We start from the raw sequence: 21,286 nt of genomic DNA, 5'->3' as shown, positions 1-21,286 counted from the left end.
CTAATACAAACGCTCCTTTTATTGCACTGCACAAAAAATGACCACGCGCATCATCCCTGTCGAGGTTTTCGATCTCGTCGTCTTCGGAGCGACGGGCGATCTCGCCCAGCGCAAGCTCTTGCCCGCCCTCTATCACCGTGACCAGGCCGGGCAGATCCCGCAAGGTGCGCGCATCATCGGTGTTTCGCGCCGTGGCTTGAGCGATGCCGATTACCAGGCCGTCGCCTGGCAGGCGCTCGAGGAATATGTCCCCGAGAAGGAGCGCAAACCCGCCGAGGTCGATGCCTTCCTGAAGCGACTCTCTTATGTACCGCTCGATGCCACGCAGGACAAAGGCTGGGAGGGATTGGCCAAGGTGCTGAAACCCGGCGAAGATCGCATCCGGGTCTTCTATCTCGCGACCTCGCCCGATCTCTTCGGACCGATCTGCGAAAGGCTCGGCAAGAACGGCCTGGTCACGGCGAAGAGCCGGGTGGTGGTGGAGAAGCCGATCGGCCGCGATCTCGAATCGGCGCGCGCCGTCAATGACGCGGTCGGCAAGGTGTTCCCGGAGAACCGCATCTATCGCATCGACCATTATCTGGGCAAGGAGACGGTCCAGAACCTGATGGCGCTGCGTTTCGCCAATGCGCTGTTCGAGCCCTTGTGGAACGCCAGTCACATCGACCATGTGCAGATCACCGTGGCCGAGACCTTGGGCGTCGAAAGCCGCGCCGGCTATTACGATACGGCGGGCGCGCTGCGCGACATGGTGCAGAACCATATGCTGCAGCTCCTCTGCCTTGTGGCGATGGAGCCGCCGACCTCGATCGAGGCCGATGCGGTGCGCGACGAGAAGCTGAAGGTGCTGAAGTCGCTGCAGCCGATCGTGGCCCACAATGGGGCCAATATGACGGTGCGCGGCCAGTATCGCGCCGGCGCTTCGGCGGGGGGTGCTGTGCCCGGCTATCTCGACGAGCTCGGCTCGCCTTCGAGCAAGACCGAGACCTTCGTGGCCCTCAAGGTCGAAATCGGCAGCTGGCGCTGGAACAGCGTGCCGTTCTATTTGCGCACCGGCAAGCGCCTGCCGGAACGCGTCTCCGAGATCGTCGTTACCTTCAAGCCCATACCGCATTCGGTCTTCGACGATGGGGCCGGTCCGATCGACACCAACCGGCTGGTCATTCGCCTGCAGCCGGATGAGGGCGTAAAACTCTGGCTGATGATCAAGGACCCGGGCCCCGGCGGTATGCGGCTTCAGCATGTGCCGCTCGATATGAGTTTCGCCGAGGCTTTCGGGGTGCGCAATCCGGATGCCTATGAGCGCCTCATCCTCGATGTGGTGCGCGGCAACCAGACCTTGTTCATGCGCCGCGACGAGGTCGAGGCGGCCTGGAACTGGATCGGTCCCATTCTTGACGCCTGGGCGGCGACGGCCGATTTGCCCAAGCCCTATACGGCGGGGACATGGGGACCTGCCGCGGCAGTAGCGTTGATCGAGCGCGACGGTCGCACTTGGCATGAGGATGATGCGAGTTGATTGCTGAACGTAAGCTGTTCGCCACCAGGCAGGAAGTTGCGGCCGCATTGGCATCGGATGTGGCGGCGAGCCTGTCGACCGCCATCACCGATCGCGGCCAGGCCCAGCTCGCCGTTTCCGGCGGCACGACGCCCAAGCTCTTCTTCCATGAGCTTGCCCATATCAAGATCGACTGGTCGCGCGTCACCATCACTCTGGTGGACGAGCGCTGCGTGCCGGTGACGGACGAGCGCTCCAATGCCAAGCTGGTGCGCGACCATCTCTTGCGGCTGAAGGCGGCATCGGCGAAGTTCGTGCAGCTTTATGGCGGCCATGGTCATCCGGAGCAACTCGGCCCCTTCGATGTGGTGGTCCTCGGCATGGGAGCCGACGGCCACACCGCCTCGTTCTTTCCCGGCGGCGACAATCTCGCCGAGGCGCTCGATGTCACGACCACGAAACGCATCGTGACGATGACGGCGCCGGGAGCACCGGAGAAGCGTCTGACCTTCACCTTGCCGATCCTGCTCGACAGCAATTTCGTGGCACTGCTGATCGAAGGCGAGGACAAGAAGAAGACGCTTGCCGAGGCGGAGAAGCCGGGACCGGTGAAGGACATGCCGATCCGCGCCTTCCTGCGCGCGCGCGAGCCCATCATCCTCTATTGGTCCCCCTGATTGAGAGGACCCATCGCGCATGAGAATTCTTAAGGTGAGTGAGCAGCCTTCCACGCTTCCCCTCTCCCGTTGCGAAGCAATGGGAGAGGGTGCCCGAAGGGCGGGTGAGGGCTCTTTGTCTCAGCAAGCGATATTCGTCGAGATCAGAGCGTATTGCGCGAAAGAGCCCTCATCCGGCCTTCGGCCACCTTCTCCCACGCGTGCCGCGCGGGAGAAGGGGAACGAGGGAGAGAGCTCCTAACAGGAAGCTGCTATGCCCGTCACCGAAAAGATCGCAGGTCTTACGGAAAAGATTATCGAACGCAGCCGCCCGTCGCGGCAACGCTATCTCGACCGCATCGAGAAAGCCCGCGAGACCGCGCCCCGGCGCGCCCGGCTCGGCTGCGCCAATCTCGCCCATGGCTTCGCCGCCTGCGGCCCGGGCGACAAGGCGATGCTGCGCGACGCGGCTTGCGGCAATCTGGCGATCGTCACCGCCTATAATGACATGCTCTCCGCGCATCAGCCTTTCGAGCGCTTCCCCGACATCATCCGCGAGGCGGCACGTGAGGCCGGCGCCACGGCACAAGTCGCGGGCGGCGTGCCCGCCATGTGCGATGGCGTGACCCAGGGCGAAGCGGGCATGGAGCTCTCCTTATTTTCGCGCGACGTGATAGCGCTATCAACCGCCGTAGCCTTGTCGCATCAGATGTTCGATGCCGCGGTCTATCTCGGCGTCTGCGACAAGATCGTGCCCGGCCTCGTCATCGGCGCGCTCACTTTCGGCCATCTGCCATCGGTCTTCATCCCGGCGGGACCGATGACATCGGGCCTCGCCAATGACGAGAAGTCGCACATCCGCCAGCTTCATGCCGAAGGCAAGGTCGGCCGCGAGGCTCTGCTCGAAGCGGAATCCCAGTCCTATCACGGGCCCGGCACCTGCACCTTCTACGGCACGGCCAATTCGAACCAGATGCTCATGGAGATCATGGGCCTGCATCTGCCGGGAACGACCTTCGTCAATCCCAATACCGGCTTGCGCGATGCGATCACGCGCGCTTCCACCAAACGCGCGCTGGCGATCACCGCCACGGGCAATGAATATACGCCGATCGGCCGCATCGTCGATGAGCGCAGCGTGATGAACGGCGTCGTGGGCCTTCTCGCCACCGGCGGCTCGACCAACCATACGATCCATCTGATTGCCATGGCGGCGGCAGCCGGCATCCATCTGACCTGGGAGGACATGGCGGAGCTTTCAGCCCTCGTGCCGTTGCTGACGCGCATCTATCCCAATGGCAAGGCGGATGTGAATCACTTCCACGCCGCGGGCGGCATGGGCTTCCTGATCCGCGAGCTTTTGGGCGCCGGCCTCCTGCACCAGGATGTGCGCACGGTCTGGGGAACCGGGCTCGAGGGCTATCTCGTCGAGCCGCGGCTCGCGGCGGACGGCCTCGCCTGGACGGAGGCGGTGAAAGAGAGCGGCGATGAAGCGATCCTGCGCGGCTGCGCCGATCCCTTCGATCGGACGGGCGGCATTGCGGTGCTCGCCGGCGATCTCGGCCGCGCCGTGATCAAGTGCTCGGCCGTGCCGAAGGACCGGCATGTCATCGAAGCGCCGGCGCGTGTCTTCCATTCGCAGGAAGAATTGCAGAGGGCGTTCAAGTCGGGTGAGCTTTCGGGCGATGTGGTCGCCGTGGTGCGTTTCCAGGGTCCCAAGGCCAATGGCATGCCGGAGCTCCATAAGCTGATGCCGCCTCTCGGCGTGCTGCAGGATCGGGGCCATCGCGTGGCGCTCGTCACCGACGGGCGCATGTCGGGCGCCTCGGGCAAGGTACCGGCCGCCATCCATGTGACGCCCGAAGCCGCGGAGGGCGGCGCCATCGCCAAGATCTGCGATGGCGACATGATCAGGCTCGACGCGGTGTCGGGCCTCCTCGAAGTGCTGGTCGATGCGGCGGAATGGGCATCGCGCGCGCCGGTCACCGCCGATCTGGGCGCCAATGATTTCGGCGTCGGGCGCGAGCTCTTCACGCCCTTCCGGTCCCAGGTCAATCGCGCCGATGAGGGCGCCACGATTTTCAGGGTGCAGTGATGAGCGAGCGACAACCGGGCCTCGAAGCCCTCTTGAGGCAGGCGCCGGTCGTGCCGGTGCTGGTGATCGACGATGTGGTCGATGCGGTGCCGCTGGCCAAGGCCCTGGTCGAAGGCGGGCTTCCCGTGCTCGAGATCACCTTGCGCACCAAGGCGGCACCCTATTGCATTCGCGCCATCAAGGCGGAAGTGAGGGGCGCGATTGTGGGCTCCGGCACCGTGCTCGATCGGCACACGCTCAAGCTCAGCGAGGAACTGGGCTGCGCCTTTGCCGTCTCGCCGGGGGCGACGCCGGCGCTGATCGAGGCTGCGCAGAAGACAAAGACCCCGCTCCTACCGGCATCGCGCTCACCGAGCGAGGCGATGACACTGCTCGAGCATGGCTATGGGCTGCAGAAATTCTTCCCCGCCGAGCAATCGGGCGGCGCCGCCTATCTTTCGGCGCTGATCTCGCCCTTGCCGCAGGTCAAGTTCTGCCCGACCGGCGGCATCACGGCCGAGAACGCGCCCACCTATCTGAAGCTCGCCAATGTCATCACCATCGGCGGCTCGTGGATGGCGCCCAAGGCCCTGATCGCCAACAAGGATTGGGCCGGTATCGCGAAGCTTGCCACCGCCGCCGCCCGGCTCAAAGGCTAGTTGCGCGAGGCGCCGCCGCCAACTAGCATTCGAATGATTTGGACACGATCCCCTCTCCCCCAACGGGGGAGAGGGTTAGGGTGAGGGGGAACAGACGGAGACATTTCCCGCGATGCAAAAGGATGTCACCGCCGGTTCCCCCTCACCCTCCCAATGCTTTGCATTGGGCCCCTCCCTCTCCCCCGTTGGGGGCGAGGGTGATTCCGCCATCTGTTGATGCGTTAGAGAGTGATGATGTCTGGTGTCGCGATCCTGCCCTTGAACAAGCCGGGACATAATGCCTTGCCCCGCAATGCGGGCATGAAGCTCTCCCTCGATCTCATCGACGACATCCGCCTGAACTTCCCGGCCGCCGAGCGGCGCATCGCGGCCCTTCCCGGGCGCCGCACGGTCAAGAAGGATGCCCAGGCGGCCTGGCTGCTCAAGGCTATCACCTGCATCGATCTCACCACGCTCGCGGGCGATGACACGGCGGCGCGCGTGAAAAGGCTTTGCGCCAAGGCGATGAACCCGGTGCGTCCCGACCTGTTGGAGGCGCTCGGCATGGCCGATCGGCGCATCACCACCGGCGCCATCTGCGTCTATCACCGCTTTGTCGCGACCGCCGTCGAGGCGCTCGAAGGGTCGGACATTCCGGTAGCCGCCGTCTCGACCGGCTTCCCGGCGGGCCTCGTGCCGCATGACGTCAAGCTCAAGGAGATCGAGGCCTCGGTTGCCGACGGCGCGCGCGAGATCGACATCGTCATCACCCGCGAATATGCGCTCACCCAGAACTGGCAGGCCCTTTACGACGAGATGCGCGATTTCCGCGCCGCCTGCGGCGATGCCCATGTGAAGGCGATCCTCGCCACCGGCGACCTCAAGACCTTGCGCAATGTCGCCAAGGCCGCGATGGTCTGCATGATGGCAGGGGCCGATTTCATCAAGACATCGACCGGCAAGGAGACCGTGAATGCGACGCTCCTGGTGACGCTCGCCATGCTGCGCATGATCCGTTTCTATCAGGAGGCGACCGGCTTCAAGGTCGGCTTCAAGCCGGCCGGCGGGATCGGGGCGGCGAAGGATGTGCTGAACTACCAGATCCTGATGAAGGAAGAGCTCGGCCGCGAGTGGCTCGAGCCCGATCTCTTCCGCATCGGCGCCTCATCGCTCCTCGCCGATATCGAGCGCCAGCTCGAGCACCATGTCACCGGCCGGTATTCGGCCTTCAATCGCCATGCGGCCGGATAGGAAATGAGCGTCGCGCATTATTTCGACACGATGGACTATGGTCCCGCACCCGAGAGCGATGCCGAGGCACGCGCCTGGCTCTTGCGGCACGACAAGGGCTTCCGCCATTTCATCGGCGGCGAGTGGATCAACGGCAAAGCGCATTTCGACACGCTCGAGCCTGCGACGGCCAAGGTCCTGGCAAAACTCTCGCAAGGATCGGCGGCGGATGTCGATCGGGCGGTGAAGACGGCGCGCAAGGCGCAACCAGGCTGGGCGAAGCTCGGCGGTCACGGCCGGGCGCGCCATCTCTATGCCCTGGCGCGCATGATCCAGCGCCATGCCCGTCTCTTCGCGGTCATCGAGAGTCTCGACAACGGCAAGACGGTGCGCGAGACGCGCGATCTCGACGTGCCTTTGGCGGCGCGGCATTTCTATTATCATGCCGGCTGGGCCGAGCTTCAGGAGACGGAGCTCGCCGATTATCAGCCGGTTGGCGTCGTGGGCCAGATCATTCCCTGGAATTTCCCCTTCCTGATGCTCGCCTGGAAAGTGGCGCCGGCTCTGGCGCTTGGCAACACGGTGGTGCTGAAGCCCGCCGAATTCACCTCGCTCTCGGCCCTCCTCTTCGCGGAACTCGCCGAGCAGGCGGGCCTTCCGCCGGGCGTCCTCAATATCGTGACCGGCGATGGCGAAACGGGGGCCGCACTCGTCAAGAACAAGGACGTCGACAAGATAGCCTTCACAGGCTCGACCGAGGTCGGCCGCATCATCCGCAAGGAGACCGCCGGCACCGGCAAGTCGCTCACCTTGGAGCTCGGCGGCAAGTCGCCTTACATCGTCTTCGATGACGCCGATATCGATGGCGCCATCGAAGGCCTCGTCGATGCCATCTGGTTCAACCAGGGCCAGGTGTGCTGCGCGGGTTCGAGGCTTCTGGTGCAGGAAGGCATAGCGGAAAATTTCATCGCCCGGCTGAAGGCGCGCATGGGCAAATTGCGTGTCGGCCATCCGCTCGACAAGGCGGTCGACATGGGCGCCATCGTCGACAAGGTGCAGCTCGAGCGCATCGAAAGCCTGGTGAAGCAGGGCGTTGCCGAAGGTGCGGTCTGCTACCAGTCGCCAGGCAGCTCATCCGACAAGGGCTTCTTCTATCCGCCGACCTTGCTCACCAATGTGCACACCGCTTCGACGGTGGCGCGTGAGGAGATTTTCGGACCCGTCCTGGTGGCGATGACCTTCCGCACGCCGGACGAGGCGGTGATGCTCGCCAACAATACGCGCTACGGCCTGGCGGCGAGTGTGTGGAGCGAGACCATTGGCCTTGCGCTCGATATCGCGCCCAAACTGCAGGCGGGCGTCGTCTGGGTGAATTCCACCAATCTTTTCGACGCCAGCGCCGGCTTCGGCGGCTATCGCGAGTCGGGTTTTGGCCGCGAAGGCGGGCGCGAGGGGGCCTACGAATATCTGAAGCCGAAGGCCTGGGCGAAGCGCAAGCCGAGGCCTGAGGCGAAGCCGTTGCCGGCGATGAAGGCGAAAGCTCAAGCCGGCCTGCCCGTGATCGACCGCACCGCGAAACTGTTCATCGGCGGCAAGCAATCGCGGCCCGATGGGAACTACTCAAGGCCCGTCCTCTCGCCCAAGGGCGAGCTTTTGGGTGAAGTGGGCGAAGGCAATCGCAAGGACATCCGCAATGCGGTGGCGGCCGCGCGTGGTGCCGAAGCCTGGTCGAAGGCGACGGCGCATAACCGCGCGCAGATCCTCTATTACATCGCCGAGAATCTGAGCGGGAGGCAGCAGGAATTCGCGGGCCGCATCGCATCGATGACCGGCGCCAAGCACGCAAGCGCGCTGGCCGAGGTCGATGCCGCGATCAGGCGGCTCTTCACCTATGGCGCCTGGGCCGACAAATTCGAAGGCGACATCCACACACCGCCTTTGCGCGGCCTGGCGCTGGCGCTCAAGGAGCCGATCGGTGTCGCGGGCGTCGTCTGTCCCGATGAAGCGCCGCTTCTCGCCTTCATCAGCCTCGTGGCGCCGCTCATCGCCATGGGCAACCGCGTCGTCGCGGTGCCGAGCGAGCGCCATCCGCTCGCCGCCACGGATTTCTATTCGGTGCTCGAGACCTCGGATGTGCCGGCGGGCGTCGTCAATATCGTGACCGGCGATCGCTTGGCGCTGGTGAAGACGCTCGCCGAGCATGACGATGTCGATGCGCTGTGGGTGTTCGGGCCTGAGAAAGCCTCCGCCGATGCCGAGCGCCTGTCGGCCTCCAATCTCAAGCGCACGCTGGTCGATCATGGCTTGGCGACGGACTGGTTCGACCAGGCGCAGGCTGAGGGGCCGATTTTCTTGCGCCATGCGACGCAAGTGAAGAATGTGTGGATACCTTACGGGGAATAAGCGCATGATCCGGAAAAGTGGGGACCGGTTTTCCGAAAAGATCATGCGCAAAATAATAAAGCGGGAAATCTCATGCTGAAATCGATCGATCCGGCGCTCAATGCCGATGTGCTTTATGCCTTGCGCGCCATGGGCCATGGCGATGACGTCATCATCTGCGACACGAATTTCCCGGCCGATTCGGTCGCCCGCCAGACCGTGTTGGGCAGGCTCTTGCGCATCGACAATGTGACGGCGGGGCGGGCCGCGCGCGCCGTTCTCTCGGTCATGCCGCTCGACAGCTTCGTCGAGCATCCGGCGCTCAGGATGGAGATCGTCGGCAAGCCCAAGGAAATCCCACCCGTACAGGCCGAGGTTCAGTCCGAGATCGATCGGGCGGAAGGCAAATCCTGGCCGATGGGCTCGATCGAGCGCTTCGCCTTCTATGACCTGGCGCGCAAGGCCTATTGCGTGATCCAGACCGGCGAGCGCCGCTTCTATGGCTGCTTCGCCTTCAAGAAGGGCGTCATTCCGCCCGATCAAGTCTGACATTACGGGCTTGTGCGGGGGAGCAAGTCTCTCTACCTCATCATCATGCCATCCCGTCAGAAGCTGATTTTCGCCCTGGTCGTTCTGGTGATCGCCGCGATCACGGGGGCGGGCGCCTTGTGGCTCACCGGCTCACTTCCGCGAGGGCCCATAGGATCGGGCACGGCGCTGGTGGGCGGGCCCTTCACCTTGACCGATCAGAACGGCAAGCGGGTGACCGACCAGGACTTCCGCGGCAAATACATGCTGATCTTCTTCGGCTTCACTTTCTGCCCCGATGTCTGCCCGAGCGAGCTGCAGGTGATGTCGGCGGCGCTCGACCAGATGGGATCCGAGGCCGACAAGATCCAGCCGGTCTTCATCACCATCGATCCGGCACGCGATACGCCGGAGGCGATGAAGGTCTATGTGTCCAATTTCCACCCGCGCCTGATCGGCCTTACGGGCTCGGAAGCCGATATCGCGGCCGTGGCCAAGGCCTACCGGGTCTATTATGCCAAGGCCAAGGGAACGGAGAACCAGACCGACTATCTGATGGACCATTCGACCATCCTCTATCTGATGGGCCCGGACGGCAAATTCGTGAAGCATTTCACCTATGGCACCGAGGCGAAAGGTCTGGCCGAGGCGCTGCGCCAGGCCGTTCAGCAGTAATTTCAATAGGTTAGGAACGATTTGGACGCTGGGTCCGATGCCCGGTTTTTGCATGGGTCTAGGCCCATGGTCGGGTTGCCGGACTCACTTCGCATTGTTATGTACCTAATATGTTGCGGCGCACCCTAACCTCCAAAGGACCAGGGAATTGCTCTATTACCTATACGAGATGAACCACGCCGCCATTGCGCCCTGGCGCGCCGCAGCGGATGCAGCGAACCTCTTCTGGAAAAACCCGGTCAATCCCATCGCCCAGACCTATATGGGCCGTTCGGTTGCCGCTTCCCTTGACCTTTTCGAACGCGTCACGCGCCGTTACGGCAAGCCCTCTTTCGGCATCACCGAAATTCCCGTCGATGGTGTGACGGTATCGATCGCCGAAGAGCGCATCCTTCACAAGACCTTCTGCACGCTCGTGCATTTCTCCAAGCGCTGGCCGGCCGAGAAGGCGCCGGTCAAGCAGCCGAAGCTGCTTATCGTGGCGCCGATGTCCGGGCACTATGCGACGCTGCTGCGCGGCACGGTCGCGGCAATGCTGCCCCATGCCGATGTCTATATCACCGACTGGGTCGATGCCCGCCAAGTGCCCTTGCGCTATGGCAGCTTCGACCTCGACGACTATATCGACTATGTCATCGAGATGCTTGAGCTTTTGGGCCCCGATGTCCATGTGATGGCGGTCTGCCAACCCTCGGTACCGGTGCTCGCCGCCGTGTCGGTGATGGCGAAGCGGCAAAAACCGAAGCAGCCCAGATCCATGATCCTGATGGGCGGCCCGGTCGACACAAGGCGCAACCCGACGGTCGTCAATCGCCTGGCCGTGGCGCGCGGCGTCGACTGGTTCCGCAAGAATGCCATCGTCAACGTGCCTTTCCCGCATCCGGGCTATATGCGCGACGTCTATCCGGGCTTCCTGCAGCTCACCGGCTTCATGACCATGAATCTCGACCGCCACATGGACGCGCATCGTGAATTGTTCTGGCACCTGGTCGAGGGCGATGGCGATGCGGCCGAGAAGCAGACCGAGTTCTATGACGAATATCTCTCGGTGATGGATCTCACCGCCGAGTTCTATCTGCAGACGGTCGAGAAGGTCTTCGTCAATCACGAGCTGCCGCGCGGCCTGTTCCGCCATCGCGACGAGAAGGTCGACCCTTCCGCCATCACCAAGACGGCGCTGATGACCATCGAGGGCGAGCGCGACGACATATCGGGCGTCGGCCAGACCGAGGCCGCGCATGATCTCTGCTCAGGCCTCCAGCCCGACAAGAAGCAGCATCTTTTGCAGAAGGGTGTTGGCCATTATGGCGTGTTCAACGGCTCGCGCTTCCGTGGCGATGCGGTGCCGCGCATCGTCGATTTCATGCGCAAGCATGCGTAAGGCGCCGTGACCCGGCTTCTGGAAACTTTTGGGCTGGTCAAGCGCCCGAAGACGATTCCGCCGGCCCTCCTCGCCATCGAAGGAAAGTCGATCCCCGTCAGCTTCAGGCGCAATGCCAAGGCGCGGCGCCTGGTCTTGCGCCTGTCGCGCGACCGCGCCGGCGTCATCGTCACCCTGCCGCCGCGCGTCGGCCGCAGCGAGGCGCTCGATTTCGCCAAGAAATCGGCGCGCTGGATCAGCGAGCGGCTCAGATCCGAACCGGCGGACCGGCCGTTGCGGGCGGGTGCTGAGCTTCTCATTCGCGGCGAGAGGCGCGTGATCCTGCATTCGGGGTCGAGGCGCGGCACGGTGGCGCTTGCCGATGCGTCCGTCATCGTCTCGGGCGATGCGGCGCATCTCGGCCGCCGTCTGACGGACTGGCTGAAGGCCGAAGCCAAGCGCGATCTCCTCAAGGCGAGCGAATTCTATGCCGAGGCCATGGGTGTCAAATTCCACCGCCTGTCGGTGCGCGACCAGAAAAGCCGCTGGGGATCCTGCTCCTCCGACGGCACGCTGTCCTATTCCTGGCGGCTCATCCTGGCACCGACTTTCGTCCTCGATTATGTCGCGGCCCATGAGGTGGCGCATCTCAAGCACATGAATCACGGGCGCCAATTCTGGCGCCTGGTCCTCACCCATTGCCCCAATGCCGCGCGGGCCAAGAGCTGGCTCAAGGCGCATGGCGCCGAGCTGCACGCCTATGCGATGAAGGGATGATCAGCGATTGTTGCCGCGCTCTCTGAGCTTCTGGGCGGCCGACTGGCCGTCATTGTTGCGGCGCCGCGGCGCATCGCTCTCCTCCTCGTCGTCCGAGGAGCCGAACAGTCTTTCGAAGAAGCCGCGCTTGCGCTTGCGCGGCGCATATTCCTCTTCGGCGTAAGCGTCAGGGACGGTCTCGGAATAGGAAGCGACCGCGCCGGATCCGTCATTGTAAGGATCATTGTCGCCGGGCAGCGGCAGATTGACGAGCCCGGCATGAGCCTGCTCCATCACGTCTTTCCAGATGGCGGCCGGTATGGAGCCGCCGGTCATCTTCTTGGTCGGCGAGTTGTCGTCGTTCCCGGCCCAGACGCCGGCAATGTAATGGGCGCTGTAGCCGATGAACCAGGCATCGCGATAGTCCTGGCTGGTGCCGGTCTTGCCGGCGATCTCGAAATCGCCGAACTGCGCGCTGCGCCCGGTGCCTTGCGTCACCACCGCGCGCATCATCCGGTTCATGGAGCCGAGATCGTAATTGGAGACCACCTGGCCCAGACCGTCGCCCGAGCGCTCATAGAGCACGGCGCCCTCGCGCGTGGTGATGCGCGTGACGATGTAAGGCTGGACCGGTGATCCGCCATTGGCGAAAGGCGTGAAGGCCGAGACGAGCTCGAGCAGGGTCACTTCCGAGGTGCCGAGCGCGATCGAGGCATTGTCGACGAGCTCGGAGGTGATACCGAGGCGATGCGCGGTGGCGACGACGGCGGCGGGCGACACGTTGAAGGCGAGCTTGGCGGCGACGGTGTTGAGCGACAGCGCCAAAGCCTTGGTGAGGGTCACGGGGCCCGCATATTTGTGCCCGTAGTTTTCGGGCTCCCAGTCGCCGAAGCGCACCGGCTCGTCGACCTCGACCGAGTCCGGCCCATAGCCCTGCTGGATGGCGGTGAGATAGACGAAGGGCTTGAAGGCCGAGCCCGGCTGGCGTTTCGCCTTCGTCGCCCGGTTGAACTGGCTTTTGACGTAGGACTTGCCGCCGACCATCGAGATGACCGCGCCGGTCGGGTCGAGCATCACGAAGGAGGCCTGCGCGACGTTGAATTTGGGGCCGTCCTGGGTGAGCCTGCGGCGCAAGGAGCGCTCGGCATTCTGCTGGATATCGGGATTGATCGTGGTCCAGACGACGATCGACTGATCGAAGTTCTGCACGAGCTGCGGCAGGGTCTCGCCGACATAGTCGACGATATATTGGGTCGCCGACACATAGTCCGACGCGCGCACCGTCGAGGGCGCCGTCAGCGCCATCTGCGCTTCACCGACGTCGATGAAGCCGGCATCGACCATGTCGTTGAGCACTTCGCGCGAGCGCTTGTTGGCGCCGTCCGGATTGTTGATGGGGTTGTAGGTGGTGGGCGCCTTGAGCACCGCGGCGAGGATGGCGGCCTCGGCCAGCGTCACGTCGCGCGCCGACTTGCCGAAATATTTCTGTGCCGCCTTTTCTATGCCGACGGCGCCGCCGCCGAAATAGACGCGGTTCACATAGAGCTGGAGAATCTCGTCCTTGGTGAACTGGGTCTCGAGCCAGATGGCGAGCACCGCCTCTTGCGCCTTGCGGCCCATCGTCCGGTCGGGCTTGAGAAAGAGATTCTTGGCAAGCTGCTGGGTGAGCGTCGACCCGCCCTGGACCACGCGCCCGGCCCTGAGATTCTCCACCATGGCGCGGATGAGCCCCAAGGGATCGACACCGAAATGCGAGCGGAACCGGCGGTCCTCGATGGCGATGATCGCTTGCGGAACATAAGCCGGCAGATCGGCGAGGCGGACATCGTCGCCATAGAAGGCGCCGCGCTCGGCGAGCACCGTTCCGTCGGCGGCGAGCACCATGATGCCGGGCTCGCGCGCCGGGATCTGGAACAGGCCCTTCTGGTCGAGGCTCATCCATAGATAGCCGAAACCGGCCGCGCCGGCGAAGACGGCCCAGAAGACGAGGGCGAGGAACAGGCTGAAGATGCGAAAGCCCGAGCGGCGCCGGCGCCTTGGGCCTCGGCTGGGCGGCACGCTGCTGTTCCTGCCGCCGCGACCGCCGCCGCCACCGCCGAAAAGCGAGGGCTCGCGGCGCTGTTCATGCCCTCGGCCGCGCTGCCTCTGACCCCTGCCGTTAGTCCCCATGAATCGTTGCCTTAAGTGACCCCGCGCCTGAAGCATCGATGAGGGTGATTAACCCTGTCTAAATGCCGCCCGGTCAGGGTGGGAAGGCGGACGATCAACTGATTTTCGCGCCAATCCCGAGCGAAACTAGGCGATAGGAATGACGTTTAATCATGTCGTCATCATGGCCTGATTCTTTGGAACAAAAGCTGTTCATTGCCGGACTCTCAAGGGCGTGTCAGAGTTGCCGAGGGGAGCGGATTAGGGCGCAACCATGGCGAAGGCGGAAGCCGACGGTTCAGGAATCGTATATGCGCTCGAGCGCCTGTCGCGGCTCATGCGCGCGGCGGAGTTCGGCAATGGACTCAATCCTGCCCAATGGGAAGCCTTGCGCTTCCTGGCGCGCGCCAATCGCTTTTCCAATTCGCCCGGCGCCCTGACGCGCTATCTCGGCGCCACCAAGGGGACGATCTCCCAGACGGTCAAGGCGCTCGAACGCAAGAAGCTCATTGAGAAGAGCGAAAGGCCGGGCGAGAAACGCTCGGTGGTGCTGCGGCTGTCGGCCGCCGGCACGGCCATGATGGCGAAGGACCCGTGGTCGGCGCTCGCCCAAAGCTGCGATGCCCTTGGCGGCAAGACGCGCCGGCGCATGGACAGGGGCTTGGCCGAAGTGCTGGCGCAGGAAGTCACCCGCCGCCTCGGTCCCACTTTCGGCTCCTGCACGACCTGCCGTTTCTGGCGGGCGGAGGGGCGCAGCGATGATGCGCTAGGCCCGCATCTGTGCATGCTCTTCGATGAGCCCCTGGCCGAGATCGAGACGACGCAAATCTGCATCGCCCACGAGCAGGCGGGTTAGGTCGCTCCTAGGCCGCAGCGATCATTGCCGGCGCGCAGGCGCGCACATCCTCGCCGACATAGGTCTCGAACTTGGCGAAGTTCTTGATGAACATCTGAACCAGCTTGTGCGCCTGGATGTCATAGGCGGCGGGGTCGGCCCAGGTGTCGCGCGGATTGAGCAGCCTCGCATCGATGCCCGGAACGGCGAGCGGCACTTCGAAGCCGAAATGCGGGTCCTTGCGCATCGGCTGGTTCTTGAGCGCGCCCGAGAGGGCGGCATCGAGCAGCGCGCGTGTGACCGCGATCGGCATGCGCTTGCCCTTGCCATAGGCGCCGCCGGTCCAGCCGGTATTGACCAGCCAGCATTCGACCTTGTGGCGGGCGATGAGATCGCGCAGCAGCGCGCCATAGACGCTCGGATGGCGCGGGATGAAGGGGGCGCCGAAACAGGCCGAGAAGGTCGCCTGCGGCTCGACCACGCCACGCTCGGTGCCGGCGACTTTCGCCGTGTAGCCGGAGAGAAAGTGATACATGGCCTGTGCCGCGGTCAGGCGCGCGATCGGCGGCATGACGCCGAAGGCATCGGCGGTGAGCATGACGATCGTCTGCGGCAGAGGTGCCAGGCCACTGCTGCTGGCGTTGGGAATGTAGCTCAGCGGATAGGCCGAACGCGTATTCTCGGTGAGCGATCCGTCATCGAGGTCGAGCTTGCGGGTCTCCTGGTCCATGACGACATTCTCGAGCACGCTGCCCCAGCGCTGCGTCGTGGCGTAGATGTCGGGCTCGGCCTCTTCAGACAGGCGGATCACTTTCGCATAGCAGCCGCCTTCGAAATTGAAGATGCCGTCATCCGACCAGCCATGCTCGTCATCGCCGATGAGGGTGCGCCTGGGATCGGCCGAGAGCGTCGTCTTGCCGGTGCCGGAGAGACCGAAGAACACCGCACTTCGGCCTTTCTCATCGACATTGGCCGAGCAATGCATCGGCATGACGCCTTTCCCGGGCAAGAGGTAATTGAGCGCCGTGAAGACGGACTTCTTCATTTCGCCCGCATATTGCGTGCCGCCGATGAGCACGAGCCCGTGAGTGAGGTCGCAGGCGATCACGGTTTCCGAGCGCACGCCATGGCGCTGAGGGCTGGCCTTGAAGCTCGGCAGGTCGATGATGGTGAGTTGAGGGATGAAGCTTTCGAGATCGTGCGCCTCAGGCCTGATCAGGAGATGGCGGATGAACAGCGCGTGCCAGGCATATTCGCAGATGACGCGCACCGAGAGCCGGTGCTGTGGGTCGGCGCCGCCATAAAGGTCCTGCACATAGAGATGCTTGTCCTTGGCATGAGCCAGCATGTCGCGCTTGAGGGTGGCGAAATGCTCTGGCGAGATGGCCTTGTTGTTGTCCCACCAGACCGACGGCTCGCTCTGCTCGTCGCGCCGGATGAACTTGTCATTGGGCGAGCGGCCGGTATGGCTGCCGGTCGAGACCACCAGCGCGCCGCCTTCGGCCACGCGTCCCTCGCCTCGGCGGAGCGCCTCCTCATAGAGCTGGGGCACACCGGAATTGAAGGCGACCGAGCGCGGCTCCGTGACGATCAAGGGGACATTGGCGTTGAAGCGGCCTGAGTGATGCAAGGTTGTTCCTCCCTGAATTTTTCGCCGAACCGGCAAGGTAGGGGGAAGGGCAGCAAGAAACAAGCCAGAAAGATGTCTTTAACTCATGGTTTCTGCGGTATCGACCCTCATACTGTTGACTGTTTCGCATCATGAATTTCTAGCTCTCTGCGCCAGGGCGACAAAGGCTTGACGCAGGTCGGCGGCCTTTTCCGCCGGCTGGTCGAAGGCGAGCCGCAGCACCTTGCCTTCGAGCTCGAGATGGGCGCCGTCAGGGTCGATGGCCGTGACCCGCCATTTTCCAGGCTGGGCCTTGAGGAGCTTCACCGCATAGAGCTCGACCGCATCGGCATGATCCTCATTCATGTGATCGATGGCGCCTTGCGCCGACGCCATGACCGCCGTTGCTGCGCTTTCTGGCAGGAAGACCTCATCGGGTTCCATGGTTTCGATCCGGCCGAAGCCTGCCACGGCATGTATTTTTTCAGGGACGAGGCGCCAGAAGGAGAAATCCGGGAAATCGAGATAGGTCTGGGCCGCCGGATGGTGTCGGGCATAGCGCTGAGCGATTTCCGAAGCGTCAAGTTTTTCGAATCGCCCCATGATGGTGACCCTGGGACCGGTCAGTGCGTCGCCCGTAGTAGGTATTTCGCTAACCATGATGCTGGCCTCAGGGTTAGCTTCGATATTGCGCGTATGCCAGGCCAGCCGCGAGATGAAGATGACGGGGTAGCCTTGCCCGTCGGTGGCGATATTGGCGAGCGAGACATAGGGGCCTCGGGGCTCGCGATTGCTGGTTCCAAGCGCTGCGGTGCGCGCCCGTCTGAGGAGCGCTCGGGCTTCGGTACCGGTAAAGCTGCGGCTGGCAGGAGTTGTCATGGAGGGGTGATTTCCCTAATAGAGTGGGGGTAGACCGAATACGGGGGCGCCACATTTTGCGCCAGTTCCAAGGTTACAGCCGCGTTAGTGTTTAACCATGGGATCAATAGGACCACATGCCGACGATCGCTCTTGTCGATGACGACCGCAATATTCTGACGTCCGTCGGAATCACTCTGGAAGCTGAGGGCTACCAGGTCCAGAAGTATTCGGACGGTGCCGCGGCACTCCAGGGCTTGCAGGATTCTCCCCCCGACATGGCCATCTTCGATATCAAGATGCCGCGCATGGACGGGATGGAGCTGTTGCGCCGCATTCGCCAGAAATCCGATCTGCCGATCATCTTCCTGACCTCGAAGGACGATGAGATCGACGAATTGTTCGGCCTCAAGATGGGCGCCGATGATTTCATCAAGAAGCCCTTCTCGCAGCGTCTGTTGGTCGAGCGCGTCAAGGCGGTCCTGCGCCGCGCCGTGCCGCGTGACGCCGCCGCGCAGCCGCAGGAGGCTGCCAAGACCATCGATCGCGGCAAGCTGTCCATGGATCCCGATCGTCACTCCTGCACCTGGGACCAGAAGCCGGTGACCTTGACGGTCACCGAATTCCTGATCCTGCAGTCGCTGGCCCAGCGCCCCGGCATCGTCAAGAGCCGCGACGCGCTGATGGATGCCGCCTATGACGATCAGGTCTATGTCGACGACCGTACGATCGACAGCCACATCAAGCGGCTGCGCAAGAAATTCAAGCTCGTCGATGATGATTTCGATGGCATCGAGACGCTTTACGGCGTCGGCTATCGATTCAAGGAGTCCTGATCGCCGAAGCAATATAGGTTGGGCAGGGAATGGTGACGGGCGTCGAGACACCCGACCGGATCGAGATCGAGGAAGCAACCACATCCGAGGCGGTCGCCGAGCGCGAACGCAGCCTCGCCTGGTGGATTCATCGCCTCGCCCCGGCAAGCCTGACCAGCCGCATCGTCCTCCTCAACATCGCAGGGCTGATCGTCCTCGTCCTCGGCATTCTCTATTTCAATCAGTTCCGCCAGGGCCTGATCGATGCCAGGGTGCAGAGCCTGATGCCGCAGGCCAACATCATCGCCGCTGCGGTGGCGGGCCAGGCGACCGTCGACACGGGCTCGATCGTCATCGATCCCGATGCGCTCATCAATTCGCAGGACGATACCGCCGCTGACGCCGAGCAGCTGCGCGATCTCGATTTTCCGATCAACCCGGAGAATGCCGGGCCGATCCTGCGCCGTCTCCTCGCCTCGACGTCGATTCGCGCCCGCATCATCGATCCCGATGGCAATCTCGTGGTCGACAGCCGCTATCTCTATGGCCGGGGCGAGATCACCCAGCGCGAATTGCCGCCCTTCGACGGCAAGCCGGATACGATCTGGATGCGCTGGTGGAAGCGTCTCAATGACTGGCTGTTCACCAACGACTATCCGCACCAGAAGGACTATGGCGTCGACAACGGCAAGGAATTCCCGGAAGTCCTCGCTGCCCTGAACGGCGCCTCGGTTTCGATCGTCCGGATCAACGACCAGAACGAGATCATCGTGTCGGTGGCGGTCCCCATCCAGCGCTTCCGCGCCGTGCTCGGCGCGCTCGTGCTCTCGACCTCGGGTGGGGAGATCGACAATGTGCTCCTCGCCGAGCGCAAGATCGTGCTCTTCACTTTCGGCTTCGTGGCGCTGGTCACCATCCTGCTCTCGGTGTTCCTCGCCGGCACCATCGCCGAGCCGATCCGCCGTCTCGCCAGCGCCGCCGAGCGGGTCAGGCGCGGCGTCAACAAGCGTGTCGAGATTCCCGATTTCACCCAGCGGCGCGACGAGATCGGGCATTTGTCGGGGGCGCTGCGCGACATGACGACGGCGCTCTACAATCGAATCGAGGCGATCGAGGCCTTTGCCGCCGATGTCTCGCATGAGCTCAAGAACCCGCTCACCTCCTTGCGCAGCGCGGTGGAGACGCTGCCCTTCGCCAAGACCGAGGACCAGCGCAATCGCCTGGTCGAGGTGGTAAAGGACGACGTGCGCCGGCTCGATCGCCTGATCACCGATATCGCGGGCGCCTCCAGGCTCGATGCCGAGCTGGCGCGCTCCGAGGCGAACCCGCTCAATGTCGCCGAGGTGCTGGACACGCTGGTCTCCTTCGCCAATGAGACGCGCAAGGACAATCAGGCGGCGATCACGCTCGAAGTGCAGCCGCCGCCCGCGGCGATCCCGCGCGAGCGGGCCTTCGTCATTCTCGGCCACGATACGCGGCTCGGCCAGGTGGTGCGTAATCTCATCGACAATGCGCGCTCTTTCGCGCCCGCCCAGTCGACCATCCGGGTACGCGTGCGCCGCCTGCAATATTATGTCGAGTTCCGCGTCGAGGACGAGGGGCCGGGCATTCCGCCGGAAAATCTCGAGCGCATCTTCGAGCGCTTCTATACCGATCGTCCGGAAGGCTCCTTCGGCAAGAATTCGGGTTTGGGACTGTCGATCTCGCGCCAGATCGTCGAAGCCCATAAGGGCCGCATCTGGGCCGAGAACCGCTATGGCAAGGCGCCCCAGGGCGGCGAGCGGCCCATTCTGGGCGCCCGTTTCATCGTCCGTATCCCCGCCATCCCGCAGGACTGGGTGGCCGCCGAAGATGGCTGACGCCGACGCTGCCAGGATCACCTTGCATGCAAGCTGTGTAGCGCTGGGCGATGACGGCATATTGATCTTAGGGCCGCCGGGATCGGGGAAATCGGACCTTGTCCTCAGGCTCCTCGATCAGCCCGGCTATGGGACCGGACCTAAGCTGATCCGCGGGCGGCTCGTTGCAGATGATCAGACGGTCATCGAAAGGCGAGGACCTGCGTTGTTCGCGACGGCGCCTCAGCCGATAGCGGGCCTGCTCGAAATCAGGGGGCAGGGGATCGTGAAGGTGGATCACTTGCCGGAGGCGCGGCTCACCCTCGTGGTCAGGCTCATGCCGGCGACCGAGATTGAACGCCTGCCTGACAATGCCCAAATCAACCGGATCGCCGGCGTGGTGCTGCCCGAGATCGCCATCGATCCGTCCAAGGTGACGGCCACGGCGCGCATCCGCGCCGTCCTCACCGCGGTGCCTCACGATGAACTGCGGCAAATTCGGCAAGGTGGGGCTTGATATTGCATATGGCAGCACTTCCCGGCACATTCGCCCACCCTAGATCACGATCACTTCAGGTCGTGAGCGACCTGAAGTGATGAACGTGATCGGAATCTCAATATTGCGCGTGATCGGACGGAAAACCGGTGTCCACTTTTCCTGATCACGCGCTAAAGGAATAGGATATGTTCCGGTGGAGCATTTGAATTCATGATCGGACTTGTTCTGGTCACCCATGGGCGGCTGGCGGAAGAATTCCGGTCTGCGCTGGAGCATGTTGTCGGTCCGCAGCAGAATCTGGTGACGGTCTCGATCGGCCCGGATGACGAACTGGAGAAACGCCGCGCCGACATCATGGCCGCCATCCAGGTGGCTGACACCGGGCAGGGCGTCATCGTGCTCACCGACATGTTCGGCGGCACGCCCTGCAATCTCGCCATTTCGCTGCTCGAGAACGGCCGGGTCGAGGTCCTCGCCGGCGTGAACTTGCCCATGCTGGTCAAGCTCGCCCGCATCCGCGGCGACTCATCGCTCGAGACCGCGGTCGTCAAGGCCCAGGAGGCTGGACGCAAATACATCAATATCGCGAGCCAGATCTTGAGCGGATAATGGCGGATCCCCATACGCGACATTTCCTGATCATCAACAGCCGCGGTCTCCACGCCCGGGCCTCGGCCAAATTCGTGAAATGCGCCGAGCAGTTCGACGCCGAGATCCTGGTCAGCCGCGACAGCCAGACGGTCCCCGGCACCTCGATCATGGGCCTGATGATGCTGGCGGCGACCCCCGGCTCCTCCATCCAGGTGACGGCTGCCGGGCCCCAGGCCATTGCTGCGCTCGATGCCCTGGGCGCCCTGATCGCCGACAAGTTCGGCGAGGAATAGTCC

Annotated in this window: 18 protein-coding genes and 1 pseudogene; 16 read left to right on the top strand and 3 right to left on the bottom strand. The window is 63.6% G+C overall.

Annotated features, from left to right (window positions below; translation table 11 throughout):
- Positions 1 to 37: 37 nt before the first annotated feature.
- From zwf to DS839_RS34680, 10 genes are all read left to right on the top strand, one after another.
- Positions 38 to 1,519: a glucose-6-phosphate dehydrogenase gene (gene zwf, locus DS839_RS34725; protein WP_119275144.1), complete on the top strand. Its 1,482-nt coding sequence runs from the start codon at positions 38 to 40 to the stop codon at positions 1,517 to 1,519.
- Complete coding sequence (gene pgl / locus DS839_RS34720) at positions 1,516 to 2,175, top strand: 6-phosphogluconolactonase (RefSeq protein WP_119275143.1); 660 nt, start codon at positions 1,516 to 1,518, stop codon at positions 2,173 to 2,175. The genes zwf and pgl overlap by 4 nt, the downstream gene beginning before the upstream one ends.
- 253 nt (positions 2,176 to 2,428) lie before the next feature.
- On the top strand, positions 2,429 to 4,249 hold the full coding sequence (edd, locus tag DS839_RS34715) for a phosphogluconate dehydratase (RefSeq protein WP_119275142.1): 1,821 nt from the start codon (positions 2,429 to 2,431) through the stop codon (positions 4,247 to 4,249).
- Positions 4,249 to 4,887: a bifunctional 4-hydroxy-2-oxoglutarate aldolase/2-dehydro-3-deoxy-phosphogluconate aldolase gene (gene eda, locus DS839_RS34710; RefSeq protein WP_119275141.1), complete on the top strand. Its 639-nt coding sequence runs from the start codon at positions 4,249 to 4,251 to the stop codon at positions 4,885 to 4,887. The genes edd and eda overlap by 1 nt, the downstream gene beginning before the upstream one ends.
- 231 nt (positions 4,888 to 5,118) lie before the next feature.
- Positions 5,119 to 6,117, top strand: a complete 999-nt coding sequence (gene deoC, locus DS839_RS34705; RefSeq protein ID WP_438816561.1) for a deoxyribose-phosphate aldolase — start codon at positions 5,119 to 5,121, stop codon at positions 6,115 to 6,117.
- Between the two features lie 3 nt (positions 6,118 to 6,120).
- Positions 6,121 to 8,499 carry an aldehyde dehydrogenase family protein gene (locus DS839_RS34700; RefSeq protein ID WP_119275139.1) on the top strand — a complete coding sequence of 793 codons (2,379 nt, stop codon included), beginning with the start codon at positions 6,121 to 6,123 and terminating at the stop codon, positions 8,497 to 8,499.
- A 72-nt stretch (positions 8,500 to 8,571) separates the two neighbouring features.
- Positions 8,572 to 9,027 carry an RbsD/FucU family protein gene (locus tag DS839_RS34695; protein ID WP_119275138.1) on the top strand — a complete coding sequence of 152 codons (456 nt, stop codon included), beginning with the start codon at positions 8,572 to 8,574 and terminating at the stop codon, positions 9,025 to 9,027.
- A 45-nt stretch (positions 9,028 to 9,072) separates the two neighbouring features.
- On the top strand, positions 9,073 to 9,681 hold the full coding sequence (locus DS839_RS34690; protein WP_119275137.1) for an SCO family protein: 609 nt from the start codon (positions 9,073 to 9,075) through the stop codon (positions 9,679 to 9,681).
- Positions 9,682 to 9,829: 148 nt separating this feature from the next.
- Positions 9,830 to 11,062: a polyhydroxyalkanoate depolymerase gene (locus tag DS839_RS34685; protein WP_119275136.1), complete on the top strand. Its 1,233-nt coding sequence runs from the start codon at positions 9,830 to 9,832 to the stop codon at positions 11,060 to 11,062.
- Positions 11,063 to 11,068: 6 nt separating this feature from the next.
- Complete coding sequence (locus DS839_RS34680; RefSeq protein ID WP_119275135.1) at positions 11,069 to 11,818, top strand: M48 family metallopeptidase; 750 nt, start codon at positions 11,069 to 11,071, stop codon at positions 11,816 to 11,818.
- Here the strand turns inward: DS839_RS34680 and DS839_RS34675 are convergent, their stop codons facing one another.
- A complete protein-coding gene (locus DS839_RS34675; protein WP_162919003.1) occupies positions 11,819 to 13,855 on the bottom strand; it encodes a transglycosylase domain-containing protein in 2,037 nt (678 codons plus the stop codon). It lies immediately after the preceding gene.
- Positions 13,856 to 14,219: 364 nt separating this feature from the next.
- On the opposite strand from DS839_RS34675, the gene DS839_RS34670 reads away from it, so the two are divergent.
- The gene (locus DS839_RS34670; RefSeq protein ID WP_119275133.1) at positions 14,220 to 14,801 is read left to right on the top strand and encodes a MarR family winged helix-turn-helix transcriptional regulator; all 582 of its coding nucleotides are present in this window, start codon (positions 14,220 to 14,222) and stop codon (positions 14,799 to 14,801) included.
- Positions 14,802 to 14,808: 7 nt separating this feature from the next.
- On the opposite strand, the pseudogene DS839_RS34665 reads toward DS839_RS34670, so the two are convergent.
- Both DS839_RS34665 and DS839_RS34660 read right to left on the bottom strand, forming a co-directional pair.
- Positions 14,809 to 16,353, bottom strand: a pseudogene (locus DS839_RS34665) (phosphoenolpyruvate carboxykinase); the annotation flags it as partial.
- Between the two features lie 186 nt (positions 16,354 to 16,539).
- Positions 16,540 to 17,268: a HugZ family pyridoxamine 5'-phosphate oxidase gene (locus DS839_RS34660; protein ID WP_119275131.1), complete on the bottom strand. Its 729-nt coding sequence runs from the start codon at positions 17,266 to 17,268 to the stop codon at positions 16,540 to 16,542.
- A 116-nt stretch (positions 17,269 to 17,384) separates the two neighbouring features.
- Between DS839_RS34660 and DS839_RS34655 the strand changes: the two genes are divergently transcribed.
- The 5 genes from DS839_RS34655 (at position 17,385) to DS839_RS34635 (ending at position 21,283) form a co-directional block, all read left to right on the top strand.
- Complete coding sequence (locus DS839_RS34655; protein ID WP_119275130.1) at positions 17,385 to 18,083, top strand: response regulator transcription factor; 699 nt, start codon at positions 17,385 to 17,387, stop codon at positions 18,081 to 18,083.
- 29 nt (positions 18,084 to 18,112) lie between these two features.
- The gene (locus DS839_RS34650) at positions 18,113 to 19,921 is read left to right on the top strand and encodes a sensor histidine kinase (RefSeq protein WP_119275129.1); all 1,809 of its coding nucleotides are present in this window, start codon (positions 18,113 to 18,115) and stop codon (positions 19,919 to 19,921) included.
- A complete protein-coding gene (locus tag DS839_RS34645; protein ID WP_119275128.1) occupies positions 19,914 to 20,417 on the top strand; it encodes an HPr kinase/phosphorylase in 504 nt (167 codons plus the stop codon). The genes DS839_RS34650 and DS839_RS34645 overlap by 8 nt, the downstream gene beginning before the upstream one ends.
- 192 nt (positions 20,418 to 20,609) lie before the next feature.
- Positions 20,610 to 21,008, top strand: coding sequence for a PTS sugar transporter subunit IIA (locus DS839_RS34640; protein WP_119275127.1), 399 nt, complete (start codon positions 20,610 to 20,612; stop codon positions 21,006 to 21,008).
- The gene (locus tag DS839_RS34635) at positions 21,008 to 21,283 is read left to right on the top strand and encodes an HPr family phosphocarrier protein (protein ID WP_119275126.1); all 276 of its coding nucleotides are present in this window, start codon (positions 21,008 to 21,010) and stop codon (positions 21,281 to 21,283) included. Before DS839_RS34640 ends, DS839_RS34635 begins: the two co-directional genes overlap by 1 nt.
- The last annotated feature ends 3 nt before the right edge of the window (positions 21,284 to 21,286 follow it).

The organism is Taklimakanibacter deserti (assembly GCA_003574785.1).
This window is presented reverse-complemented; position numbering and strand designations above follow the sequence as displayed.

Bases quoted from the DNA above. Each gene is read 5' to 3' on its own strand.
- DS839_RS34660 (WP_119275131.1), bottom strand. From the start codon at position 17,268: ATGACAACTCCTGCCAGCCGCAGCTTTACCGGTACCGAAGCCCGAGCG.
- DS839_RS34655 (WP_119275130.1), top strand. From the start codon at position 17,385: ATGCCGACGATCGCTCTTGTCGATGACGACCGCAATATTCTGACGTCC.
- DS839_RS34635 (WP_119275126.1), top strand. From the start codon at position 21,008: ATGGCGGATCCCCATACGCGACATTTCCTGATCATCAACAGCCGCGGT.
- DS839_RS34670 (WP_119275133.1), top strand. From the start codon at position 14,220: ATGGCGAAGGCGGAAGCCGACGGTTCAGGAATCGTATATGCGCTCGAG.
- deoC (WP_438816561.1), top strand. From the start codon at position 5,119: ATGATGTCTGGTGTCGCGATCCTGCCCTTGAACAAGCCGGGACATAAT.
- DS839_RS34690 (WP_119275137.1), top strand. From the start codon at position 9,073: ATGCCATCCCGTCAGAAGCTGATTTTCGCCCTGGTCGTTCTGGTGATC.
- DS839_RS34695 (WP_119275138.1), top strand. From the start codon at position 8,572: ATGCTGAAATCGATCGATCCGGCGCTCAATGCCGATGTGCTTTATGCC.
- edd (WP_119275142.1), top strand. From the start codon at position 2,429: ATGCCCGTCACCGAAAAGATCGCAGGTCTTACGGAAAAGATTATCGAA.
- DS839_RS34650 (WP_119275129.1), top strand. From the start codon at position 18,113: ATGGTGACGGGCGTCGAGACACCCGACCGGATCGAGATCGAGGAAGCA.
- DS839_RS34700 (WP_119275139.1), top strand. From the start codon at position 6,121: ATGAGCGTCGCGCATTATTTCGACACGATGGACTATGGTCCCGCACCC.
- eda (WP_119275141.1), top strand. From the start codon at position 4,249: ATGAGCGAGCGACAACCGGGCCTCGAAGCCCTCTTGAGGCAGGCGCCG.
- zwf (WP_119275144.1), top strand. From the start codon at position 38: ATGACCACGCGCATCATCCCTGTCGAGGTTTTCGATCTCGTCGTCTTC.
- DS839_RS34645 (WP_119275128.1), top strand. From the start codon at position 19,914: ATGGCTGACGCCGACGCTGCCAGGATCACCTTGCATGCAAGCTGTGTA.
- DS839_RS34640 (WP_119275127.1), top strand. From the start codon at position 20,610: ATGATCGGACTTGTTCTGGTCACCCATGGGCGGCTGGCGGAAGAATTC.